Here is a 9823-nt window from a genome sequence, read left to right on the forward strand (position 1 = left end):
GCCGCCGACGACGCGCTTGAACACGCCCAGCAGTCCTCCGCCACCGCCCATCTGGGTATGCGTGGTCATCTGGATCGACGCGGTCATCCATGAGAGCTCACCGCTTTCGGCGAAGACGCTCTCGCCCGGATCGAGATGTACTTCCAGCACCGGCATCACCGTGCCCTGGATACGAGTCTGCATGTCGTGTTCTCTCGGCGGAAGTCCCCGCCGAGAGTCTTGCGCAGAGGGCATCGCAGTACAAGTGAGCTCCTGCGCCGCGGTGAATCATGCGCTCGACGGTTTCACGCCGCCGCCGAGTAATTCATCCGCTTGAGATCGTCGATCAGCCCGGGTCCCGTCGGATGCCAGCCGAGGCGCTCCCGTGTCCACGCGCTGGACGCCGGCAGATCCATCCCGACAAACATGCCCAGCCAGCCGAAGTGCTCCGCTGCCTCCTCCTGTGACAACGACACCACGGGAAGCTGCAAACCGGCGCCGACCACATTCGCGATATCGCGCACGGCGATGCCTTCCTCGGCCACCGCGTTGTAGCGTTCGCCCGCCTCGCCTTTCTCCATCGCTAGCCGGTAGAGCTTCGCCACGTCGAGCACGTGCGCCGCCGGCCAGCGATTCTTTCCTTCGCCAAGGTAGGCCACCTTGCCCTTCGCCCTCGACAGGTCGACGTAAGGCGATATCAGCCCCTGCTTTACCGGATCGTGCACCTGCGGAAGCCGCACGACGGCCACGTTAACGCCCGCCTCCAGCAAAACGTTGCCGGCTATCTCGGACGCCGCGCGAGGATTGGGGTTGTTTGCGTTGAAGACATCCTCCGTGGCCATGCCGCTGTGATTGACAGCGCCCATGCCTGTGCCTGAGGTGATGATCAACGGGCGCGGCGAACCTTTCAGTACCGAGCCCAGCGCATCGATGACGCGCTTGTCCTTCTCGCAGTTCGCCACGAAGTTGGCGAAGTCGTGATCGAAGGCCGTGTGGATCACAGCATCCGCCCTGGCTGCTCCCGCACGCATGCTGTCGAGGTCTTCCAGCGTGCCACGGTGGACTTCGGCGCCCGCCGCCCGGAGGGAACGCTCGCCGGCATTGGATCGGGTCATGCCGATGACCTGATGCCCGGCGGCAAGGAGTTCGGGAACGATGCGGCTGCCGATAAAACCGGTCGCGCCTGTGAGGAATACGCGCATGAAACTCTCTCCGTGTTGTCCGGAGGGTTTTATYGCGCGTCGCATGTCACGGTAAAAGTAGGGGCGTTATCAGGGTATGGCGACTAACAGGCTCATTCATCGGCGCTATGGGCCCCATAGCAACTAACGATTGGATAGATTCCCTGTTGCGGCGCAGCATAGGCGAGCCTCCTCTTATGCTGACTCCCATGACCACTCTCGCTTTCGTCCGCTCGCCGCTCCGCCTGCTCCCTCTTGCTCTGCTCGTTGCCGCCATGGGCGCGTGGGCGTCGCAGGGCACTGCCTCCGCCACCGTCGAGTCTCGGTCGGATGTGGGCTCCGTAGCCACGATTGCCCCTTACGGCGCGGTGGCGCACGACGCGAAGGCGGCGCCGGGTTCCGTTCTTCCCTATGGCGCCATGAGCGCCGGCGCGATCGACGCCACGGCATCCATTCTGCCGTATGGCGCCCTCAGCCACGACGCGACGACCGCATCGGCCTCGATCCTGCCTTACGGCGCAGTCAGCCCCCGCGTCGCTCCCTGATACCGCTTATTTCGCGGTGTAACCACGCTCGGCCATGATCTTCGCGACAGCCGCTTCGGCGTCACGAAAGACCTGCTCGAGCGGCTGGTTAGCGTCGATATCGACGATCGGAGCGCCGTTATAGGTCAGGTACGGGGTCACGGCGATCTTCCGGGCCAGGGCGTCGCGCCGATGGTCGGGCTTGCGGGCGAAGGCGGTGTCGACATCGACATTGAGCCTCAGCACCAGGTCCGGCCGGTAACCGGCCATCCACTCGAAGACGGCCTGTTCGCGTCGCGCGAGGGCCAGCACGAGCTTGGATCCTCCCGGACTGTCCGGGAAGCCCGGGCCATCGTAGGCACCCGGAACCGAGACCTGCGGGAAGCGATCGGTGACCACGATGAGTCCCTGCTTGCGCATGGCGAGCATCCGCTTGAAGCGGCGCTTCCGTCGCAGCGTGAACGCGGTGATGACCAGGGCCGGCAGGAGGGTCGGCTGCTTGTCTTCCTTGAGACGACGATTCACGTCGTCGGCCTTGCGATGGATCGCCCGGTCCATGACGCCGCCGATGAGCGGCAGCTGGCCGATAGCGCGGCCCACATTGCCTGACTGCTTGCCCAGATGGGCCCGCCCCGCCGGTCCATAGCGGCCGATCCACTCGAGGATATGGTCGCCGACCGTGGACTTTCCGGAACCATCGCTACCGATTATTGCAATCAGTGGCGCCATTGCGCCGGACTCTGCCCGCATTACCGTACCCGCGTTAATAAAAGTGTCATTGAAATGATACCAGCGTGTAGCCACATTGAGACAATTCGTAGGCCGCAATTTCGCATATGTGAAGGCGAGGTTGCGCTCAGGTAGACGCAAGTATGAACAATGTAATAAAATTGTTGCCTTCCAGCGCAAACCGGGTATCTGGTGTGCCTATTTCTCCTTCCTTAGCTGCCTCGCGTCCCTTGTCCGTCATCGCCCTTACCGGGAGCGATGGTTCGGGCAAATCGACGCTGCAAGCCGATCTTGTCGCTCGCCTGCGCGAGTTCGGTCCGACCGAAGCCCTTTATCTCGGGCAATCATCGGGCCGCATCGGTGAGTGGATTGCGACGCTTCCGATTATCGGGCCGTCGTTAAATCGTTACCTGCTCAGCAAGTCGAACAAGGTCCATGATCGCCCCTCCGCCCCTCCGGGTAATGTCACGGCGCTCGCCATCTACCTGCTGTCTCGCTGGCGCGCCCACAAGTTCGGTCGCATGCTGGCCATGGCTCGCAGCGGCGTCCTCGTGGTGACCGATCGCTACCCGCAGTCCGAGAGGGCCGGCTTTAATTTCGACGGCCCGCAGCTGGCGAAAACCGAAGGTGGCAACTGGTGGGTCCGCCGCCTCCGGGGCAGCGAACGGCGCCTCTACGAATGGATGGCTGCCAGCGTCCCGATGCTGGTGATCCGGCTCAATGTGGACGCGGAGACCGCGCATGCCCGCAAGCCCGACCACAAGCTGTCCTCGTTGCGCGAGAAAGCCGCGGGTTGGCCGCACCTGACGTTCAATGGCGCGCCCATCCTCGACCTCGATGCACGGGACGACGCGGCTTCGGTCCTGAATTCGTCGCTGCAGGCGATTCGCGCCGCGCTCGAAGCCTCGCCCACCCAGGCGGCAGCGGCGTGACGGCCAGTACAGTGGGACCAAAAAGCCATATCGACACCTCGACACGTTCGGTCACCGGACTCATCGCCGTGGTCGGATGCGACGGTACGGGCAAGTCGACGCTGACCCACGATCTTGTGAAGACACTGAGCCACGATGGCCCGGCTGTCCGCCGTTATTTGGGGCTTATCTCCGGCGAGACCGGCGACAAGATCAAGCGCCTGCCGCTGATCGGCCCCCGCCTGGAGAAGCGCCTCGCCGCGAAGGCTGCGCACGCCCAGGACATGAAGAACAAGCTGCCCAATGCCTTCGGCGCCCTCGTCATGTACGGCCTGTCGCTGTGGCGTGCGGCTCACCTGCGGCGGGTGGTCCGCCTCGCGGAGCGCGGAGTGACGGTCATCACCGACCGCTATCCACAAGCGGAAATCGCCGGCTTCCGTTACGACGGTCCGGGCCTGGGCATGGCGCGCAGCCACCACTGGCTGGTGCGCAAGCTGGCAGCACGTGAGCAGGCGCTCTACGAGCGCATGGCGGCGATCCGCCCTGCCCTGGTGATCAAGCTGGATATCGACCTTGCCACCGCACAGGGCCGCAAACCCGATCACGGCACGGCCGAACTGAATGACAAGATCGCGGTGATGAGGCGGCTCCAATACAACGGCGCCTCCCTCTTCAATCTGGACACGCGCGTGCCGTACCCCGACGTATTGCAAAAGGCTTTGCACGCCATCACTTCGTCCACCTCGACGCTCCCGCTCGTCCACGACGCTGCTGCCTAGCGCGTTGTACAGCGAGTTTCGCTGTCCCACCCCTCCTGATAGACGACTGACGTGAACACTGTTTCTCCAACTGCGACGCAAGCACCGCTATGGCGCCGCCTGTTGATCCGGGGCGGTAAAAACTTCCTGCGCTGGAGCGGTAGCTTCCAGGCGAAGCATTCGCTCGTGCCTACGACGCCGGTCATCGACAACAAGGAGTTCGACTGGGTACCGCGCCTCGAGGCCGCCTGGCCAGAGATCCGCGCCGAGCTCGACCACCTGCTCGAGCACCCGGAGGACATCCCGGCGTTCCACCAGCTCTCGCCCGACCAGAAGCGAATTTCGAAGGGCGATAACTGGAAGACGTTTGGCTTCTACATTTACGGCAAGCGCGTGGACGAGAACTGCGCCGTTTGCCCCCGTACGGCGGCGGCCCTGGATGGGTTGCCGGGCATGCGCACCGCCATGTTTTCGATCCTGAAGCCGCGGTACCGCATCGACGCGCATAAGGGCCCGACCCGTGCGGTCATCCGGGCCCACCTGGGCGTGAAGGTGCCGGCTGACTGGAAGAACGTGTGGATCCGGGTCGACGACCAGATCCTCCACTGGCACGAAGGCAAGGTGGTGCTGTTCGACGACAGCTTCGAGCACGAGGTCCACAACGATACGGACGAGTACCGGGCGGTGTTGTTCATCGACATCGACCGGCCGAGCGACCGGATTGGCACGCTATTCAATCGCGCGATCTTCGCTCTGATCCAGGCGAGCCCGTACGTCAAGGCCCCGCTGAAGAACCTCGCGAAGTGGAATCGGGAGCACAAAAGGCACTGATCGGAAAGGCCGTCGAAAGGACCCCGACTTCTGGCTGTAGCGTTGCTGAAGCAACTTCCGTATTCTTTAACGAAAGATTGAGTAAATTCTTAACAAACCGACCAATTATGGTACCATTAGGTACAGTAACCTCCTGGAAACAACGTGGGAATGTCCCCACTTAGTTTCGGAGAACGCTTGAGAACGCGATAAGACCATGAGCGCAGACGGAAACATTGCCATCCAGGTTGGGCTACCCACGCCCACCATGAACACGGTGCCCCTGCGCCGTGCGGACTTTGYCAGCCTTGCAGAAGTGCTGGACTACGCCGCATGTGGCGTCACGGGTGCCAACTTCTACGCGGGCGGCAAGCTTGATCTGGCCCTGCCCTACCGGACCCTCCGCAAAGAAGCCCTTGAGCTGGCGCAGCGACTCGCGACGCTCGGGCTCGAACGCGGTGCCCGTCTGGCCATCGTGGCGGAAACGAACGCGGACTTCCTGCGTTTCTTCTTCGCCTGCCAGTACGTGGGCCTCGTTCCTGTCGCCCTACCGTCGACAGTGAATCTCGGCGGCCATGATGCGTACGTGAAGAAGCTTCGCGGCATGCTTCAGGCTGCGGGCGCTTCCGTCGCGGTCGCTTCGGAAGCCTTCATCGGTTTCCTCGGTGAAGCTGTCGTTGGCCTGGATATTGCCAAGTGGGGCACGCCGGCCGCGTTCGCCGAGCTGCCGATCCAGAATATCGAACTGCAGCCGCTCGGTCCGACCGAAGTCGCGTACCTGCAGTTCACCTCGGGCAGCACCGGTACGCCGAAGGCGGCGATGATCACCGAGCAGGCCTTGATGGCCAACTTGCAGGGTTCGAACAATTACGGCCTCGACCTGCGTGACGACGACCGTTTCGTGTCCTGGCTTCCGTTCTATCACGACATGGGCCTGGTCGGCTGTCTGCTCACCGTCATGGCGGGTCAGCGCTCGATCGACTATCTCGACACGCGCGAGTTCGCGATGCGTCCGCGTCGCTGGCTGGAGCTGATGAGCCGTTCGAAGGCAACGATCGCCTACAGCCCGCCGTTCGGTTACGAAATGTGCGCGCGTCGCGTCAAGCCGTCGGATATCGCTTCCTACGACCTCTCGCACTGGCGTGTTGCCGGTATCGGCGCCGAGCCGATCCTGCCCGAAGTACCCAAGCATTTTGCCGAGCTGCTGGCGCCGGCCGGTTTCGACGCGCGCGCGTTCGTGCCGTCCTACGGCATGGCCGAGGCCTCGCTGGCAATCAGCTTCTCGCCGCTGCAGGCTGGCATCGTGGTCGAGTGGATCGATCCGACCGACCTGGCCGAAGACCTTATCGCGACGCCGGTCGCTGCCGGCACCGGCACGGGTTTCGTCCGTTGCGGCGGCCCACTCCCGGGTCACGAGCTCGAGATCTGGAACGACGCGGGCAAGCAGCTCGCCGACCTCCACGTCGGCCGCATCATGGTTCGTGGTCCGAGCGTCATGTCGGGCTACTTCCAGCAGCCGGAAAAGACCGCTGAAGTGCTTGCCGCTGACGGCTGGCTCGACACCGGCGACATCGGTTACGTCGTCGACGGCGAAGTCGTGGTCACCGGTCGTCACAAGGACATGATCATCGTCAACGGCCGCAACATCTGGCCGCAGGACATCGAGCGCATCGTCGAACGCCAGCCGGAACTGCGTTCGCAGGACGCGTCGGCCTTCGGTGTGCCGGGCCCGGGTGGCGCGGAAGTCGCCGCCGTGGTCGTCCAGTGCAACACCGACGATGTCGACGTCCGCGAGTCACTGGTCAATCGCATTCGTGGCGATCTCCTCGAAGAGCTGGGCATTGCCTGCCTCATCGAGCTGGTGCCGCGTCACACACTGCCGCGTACGTCGTCGGGCAAGCTGTCCCGCTCGGCCACCCGCAGCGGTTACCTGGAGCGTCAGGCCCAGGCTCAGGAACAGGCGCCGCAGGCCGTCGCCGCGGCATGAGCGACGTTGCTGCCGCAAGGCAGCCCGTCGTTGCACTGACGGGTGCCACCGGTTTCATTGGCACCGCGTTGCGGCAGCAGCTGGTAGCTTCAGGCTACCGCGTACGTGCTCTCTACCGGCCCCGCGCCGGTCGTGTCCTGAAAGACACCGATAACCTCGAATGGATCGCCGGCGATCTCGGCGATCCGGTTGCCCTGGCTTCGCTGGTGAAGGGTGCCGACGCTTTCGTGCATTGTGCGGGCAGCGTGCGTGGCGCCCGTCGTACCGACTTCGACCGCATCAACGAACAAGGCGTCCTGGACACGGTCCAGGCGGCCAATGGCGAGCCCGGTTGCCGCCGATATCTCCTGATTTCCTCCCTCGCCGCCCGCGAGCCGCAGTTGTCCGACTATGCCGGCAGCAAGTGGCGTGGCGAGCGCGCACTCCAGGCCAACGCCGGCCGGCTGGCCTGGGCCGCCCTGCGGCCACCGGCGGTCTACGGCCCCGGCGATCGCGAGATGCTTCCCCTGTTCCAGGGGATGGCCCGCGGACTGGCGCCGATTCCTGGCGACGGCAAAGGCCGTTTTTCCCTCCTTCACGTCGCCGACCTCGCGTCAGCGGTGGTCGCCTGGCTGGCGTCCGAAGGCGATTCGGGAAATACTTATGAATTGGATGACGGCCACGAAAACGGCTACGACTGGGACACCGTGCTCGCCACGGCATCCCGCGTACTGCGTGGTAATGCACCGATCCGTCGGTTGCCGATTCCCGCGTCATTATTGCGACTTGTTGGCGGCGTTAATCTCGCCGCGGCGCGCGTCTTCGGATACGCGCCCATGCTGACCCTCGGCAAGGTGCGCGAGGTCACGCATGCCGACTGGGTCGGTAATGGCAGTGCCTTCGAACACGCGACCGGGTGGCGGCCCGTATTCGGCTTCGAGCGGGGTCTCGCCGACACGCTCGGCAAACCCTTTGCGCACTGAACGGAGTGCCCTGATGAATCACCAAGACGTTGTTGCACAACTTATCGAACTCGTCACCCCGATCGCGGAAGGTCGCGTGGCAGTGATCACCGAGAACACCGGCATCACCAGTGAGCTGGGGCTGGACTCGTTGCGAGTCATGGACCTCGTGGTCGCTGTCGAGGACCAGTTCGATATCTCCGTGCCCATCAATGCGCTCGCCGAGGTACGGACCGTGGGCGACTTCGCCTCGCTGATCCAGAAGTCGGCGGGCGAAAACGCATAAGCGAACACGCGTCGTCGCGTCACTGATCCAGAACTGCACGGGCAAACATCGCATGAAAGAGAATTCCAGGCTGAAGGCGGTTCGTGCCGTTCGGGAGGAGCTGGCAGCGGTCGGCATCGACCCGTTCGGTGTGCAGATCGACCGGATCGTCTCGCCCACCGAGGGGATCATCGACGGACGACCGACCATCCTTGCCGGCACCAACAATTACCTCGGGATGACGTTCGATCCGGATTGCATCGCGTCCGCGCGCGAGGCACTCGAGAACGCGGGCACCGGCACGACCGGCTCACGCATGGCCAATGGCAGCTACGCATCGCATCGCGAGCTCGAGCTGGACCTGGCCCGGTTCTACGGCAAGCGCGACGCCATCGTGTTCTCGACCGGCTACCAGGCCAACCTGGGCATGATCTCGGCGCTGGCCGGCCCGGGCGACACCGTGATGATCGATGCCGACAGCCACGCCAGTATCTACGACGGCTGCACGCTGGCCGGTGCGAACACCATCCGCTTCCGCCACAACGACGCCGACGACCTGGCCAAGCGCATGCGCCGCCTCGGCGACGGCGCCGCCGATGCACTGATCATCGTGGAAGGCGTGTACAGCATGCTGGGCGACCGCGCCCCGCTGCGCGACTTCGTCCGCGTGAAACAGGAATTCGGCGCCACCCTGCTGGTCGACGAAGCCCACTCCATGGGCGTGCTCGGCAAGAAGGGCCAGGGCCTGGCCGAAGAAGACGGCGTGCTTGCGGATATCGACTACGTCGTCGGCACCTTCAGCAAGAGCCTCGGTAACACCGGCGGCTTCTGTGTCGGCGACTCCGCCGACATGGACGTGCTTCGCTATGCCAGCCGGCCGTATGTCTTCACCGCCTCCCTCGCGCCGGCAACGATCGCCGCGACGCGCACAGCGCTGCGCAAGCTGGAGGCCGCGACCGACCTGAGGCTGCGCCTGCAGGCCAATGCGGAGCGCCTGCACGCCGGCCTCTCTGCGCTGGGCTTCCGCCTCGGCGCACCGGCCAATGCGGTGGTCGCCGTCCTCGTCGGGGAGAAGCTGGAAGCACTTCGCTTCTGGGATCATCTGCTCAAGAACGGTGTCTACGTGAACCTGATGGTGCCGCCGGCCACGCCGGGCAACGAATCGCTGCTCCGCTGCAGCGTCAGCGCCGCCCATACGCCGGAGCAGATCGACGCCATCTGTGCTGCGTTCGGAAGCTGGCCCGGCGTCAAAGCATGAAGCACTGGTTCTCCGATGGCGCATTTCGCGCCATCGTGCGCAACGCGTCCATCCTCGGATCGAGCAACGTCGTCAGTGCGTTGCTCAGCCTGCTCGCCCTCGGTTGCGCGGGCCGCGGCATGACGCCGGCGCTGTTCGGCACGCTGGTCGTCGTCCAGGCATACGCCAAGACGGTCAGCGATATCGCCAAGTTTCAGACCTGGCAGTTCGTCGTCCAGTTCGGCACGCCTGCCCTCGCCCACAAGGACATCAAGCGCTTCCGTGACGTCACGGGGTTCTCGTTCGGCCTGGACCTGGCCAGCGGCATCGTCGCCGCCTTGGGCGGCATGATCCTGTTGCCCCTGCTCAGCCATTCGGTGGGCATTTCGACGGAAGATTTCTGGTGGGCGCTGGCCTACTGCACGTTGATCCCGACCATGACGGCAGCGACGCCCACGGGCATCCTGCGCTCGATCGACCGCTTCGACCTGATCGCCGTAC

12 protein-coding genes are annotated in these 9823 nt (G+C 64.2%); 9 read left to right on the forward strand and 3 right to left on the reverse strand.

What is annotated here, in order from left to right:
• A partial coding sequence (locus AC1DSN_RS12800; RefSeq protein WP_477331000.1) for an AIM24 family protein occupies positions 1 to 183 on the reverse strand: 183 nt, incomplete at its 3' end.
• Between the two features lie 101 nt (positions 184 to 284).
• Positions 285 to 1181 (reverse strand): SDR family oxidoreductase, encoded by an 897-nt coding sequence (locus AC1DSN_RS12805; protein ID WP_477298507.1) that lies wholly within the window; start codon positions 1179 to 1181, stop codon positions 285 to 287.
• Between the two features lie 188 nt (positions 1182 to 1369).
• On the opposite strand from AC1DSN_RS12805, the gene AC1DSN_RS12810 reads away from it, so the two are divergent.
• Positions 1370 to 1705: a hypothetical protein gene (locus AC1DSN_RS12810; RefSeq protein ID WP_477298506.1), complete on the forward strand. Its 336-nt coding sequence runs from the start codon at positions 1370 to 1372 to the stop codon at positions 1703 to 1705.
• Between the two features lie 6 nt (positions 1706 to 1711).
• On the opposite strand, the gene AC1DSN_RS12815 is transcribed toward AC1DSN_RS12810, so the two are convergent.
• Positions 1712 to 2413, reverse strand: a complete 702-nt coding sequence (locus tag AC1DSN_RS12815; RefSeq protein ID WP_063571131.1) for a nucleoside/nucleotide kinase family protein — start codon at positions 2411 to 2413, stop codon at positions 1712 to 1714.
• 230 nt (positions 2414 to 2643) lie between these two features.
• Between AC1DSN_RS12815 and AC1DSN_RS12820 the strand changes: the two genes are divergently transcribed.
• From AC1DSN_RS12820 to AC1DSN_RS12855, 8 genes are all read left to right on the forward strand, one after another.
• Positions 2644 to 3345: a nucleoside/nucleotide kinase family protein gene (locus AC1DSN_RS12820; protein WP_477331002.1), complete on the forward strand. Its 702-nt coding sequence runs from the start codon at positions 2644 to 2646 to the stop codon at positions 3343 to 3345.
• Positions 3342 to 4103 (forward strand): nucleoside/nucleotide kinase family protein, encoded by a 762-nt coding sequence (locus tag AC1DSN_RS12825; RefSeq protein ID WP_477298514.1) that lies wholly within the window; start codon positions 3342 to 3344, stop codon positions 4101 to 4103. Before AC1DSN_RS12820 ends, AC1DSN_RS12825 begins: the two co-directional genes overlap by 4 nt.
• A gap of 51 nt (positions 4104 to 4154) precedes the next feature.
• Entirely contained in the window at positions 4155 to 4913 is a 759-nt protein-coding gene (locus AC1DSN_RS12830) for an aspartyl/asparaginyl beta-hydroxylase domain-containing protein (RefSeq protein WP_063570617.1), read from the forward strand.
• Positions 4914 to 5109: 196 nt separating this feature from the next.
• The gene (locus AC1DSN_RS12835; protein WP_477331004.1) at positions 5110 to 6879 is read left to right on the forward strand and encodes a fatty acyl-AMP ligase; all 1770 of its coding nucleotides are present in this window, start codon (positions 5110 to 5112) and stop codon (positions 6877 to 6879) included.
• On the forward strand, positions 6876 to 7841 hold the full coding sequence (locus AC1DSN_RS12840) for an NAD-dependent epimerase/dehydratase family protein (protein WP_477331006.1): 966 nt from the start codon (positions 6876 to 6878) through the stop codon (positions 7839 to 7841). Before AC1DSN_RS12835 ends, AC1DSN_RS12840 begins: the two co-directional genes overlap by 4 nt.
• A gap of 13 nt (positions 7842 to 7854) precedes the next feature.
• Positions 7855 to 8106, forward strand: coding sequence for an acyl carrier protein (locus tag AC1DSN_RS12845; protein ID WP_063570620.1), 252 nt, complete (start codon positions 7855 to 7857; stop codon positions 8104 to 8106).
• 52 nt (positions 8107 to 8158) lie between these two features.
• Complete coding sequence (gene spt, locus AC1DSN_RS12850) at positions 8159 to 9343, forward strand: serine palmitoyltransferase (protein ID WP_477331008.1); 1185 nt, start codon at positions 8159 to 8161, stop codon at positions 9341 to 9343.
• The coding region (locus AC1DSN_RS12855) for a polysaccharide biosynthesis protein (protein WP_477331010.1) at positions 9340 to 9823 on the forward strand (484 nt) is incomplete at its 3' end. The genes spt and AC1DSN_RS12855, both read left to right, overlap by 4 nt.

It is taken from the genome of Luteibacter sp. P4_D7_3 (assembly GCF_056401735.1).

Bases quoted from the DNA above. Each gene is read 5' to 3' on its own strand.
- AC1DSN_RS12840 (WP_477331006.1), top strand. From the start codon at position 6,876: ATGAGCGACGTTGCTGCCGCAAGGCAGCCCGTCGTTGCACTGACGGGT.
- AC1DSN_RS12805 (WP_477298507.1), bottom strand. From the start codon at position 1,181: ATGCGCGTATTCCTCACAGGCGCGACCGGTTTTATCGGCAGCCGCATC.
- AC1DSN_RS12810 (WP_477298506.1), top strand. From the start codon at position 1,370: ATGACCACTCTCGCTTTCGTCCGCTCGCCGCTCCGCCTGCTCCCTCTT.
- AC1DSN_RS12845 (WP_063570620.1), top strand. From the start codon at position 7,855: ATGAATCACCAAGACGTTGTTGCACAACTTATCGAACTCGTCACCCCG.
- AC1DSN_RS12815 (WP_063571131.1), bottom strand. From the start codon at position 2,413: ATGGCGCCACTGATTGCAATAATCGGTAGCGATGGTTCCGGAAAGTCC.
- spt (WP_477331008.1), top strand. From the start codon at position 8,159: ATGAAAGAGAATTCCAGGCTGAAGGCGGTTCGTGCCGTTCGGGAGGAG.